Source organism: Caballeronia sp. BR00000012568055 (assembly GCF_029439455.1).
Classification (GTDB): domain Bacteria; phylum Pseudomonadota; class Gammaproteobacteria; order Burkholderiales; family Burkholderiaceae; genus Caballeronia.
This window is the reverse complement of record NZ_JAQFVG010000094.1, coordinates 2,990-3,535: the sequence shown is the minus strand read 5'-3', so window position 1 is coordinate 3,535 and position 546 is coordinate 2,990. Positions and strand designations below refer to the sequence as shown.

The 546-nt window shown below is 44.7% G+C and carries 1 protein-coding gene; it reads right to left on the bottom strand.

Annotated features, from left to right (window positions below; genetic code table 11):
- Positions 1-546: hypothetical protein (locus P7F28_RS06045; RefSeq protein WP_277183583.1), on the bottom strand; the 546-nt coding region annotated here is incomplete at both ends.

The window sequence follows — 546 nt, the reverse complement described above, 5'->3', positions numbered from 1 at the left end:
GTCCGAGATCAGATAAAAAATATTCACTAATCGGATGATTATAATTTCCCGGATTACGTGGCAAAACTACATCCCGAAGACGATCGATGAAATCCATAATCTGCCGCTTTTCAAACATCTTCGATGTTATTGCATTCACAATTGAAGCGAGCGGAATGTTCTCGACAACTTTGTTGAACTTTTCAGCGGAACAATCGCGCCGTATCAGCTCTTTAAGCGCAGCCCCGGTAATCTTCGAGTTTTGAGTCAAAGTCGCATGCGTGTAGTACATCACTGCACTAGTGCCTGTGCCCTCAACTGACCAACCGCATTGCTCGAAGAGATCTACATAATCGTTCGGGTTGGTTGATTTAAAAAGCGCAACTTGCGTCGGAAACTCACCTTTTCCTTGTGGATTAATGGTTTTCTGCATAGCTCCTGCGGTCAGAATTTCACTATCATAGGATTGGACGGAATCCAATTTCCCTTCGTTTTCCGACATAGCAACCAAGATTTGCTTTTCTGACAGTGTAAGTTCGCCGCTAGCGACCATATCCTCGAGCACGG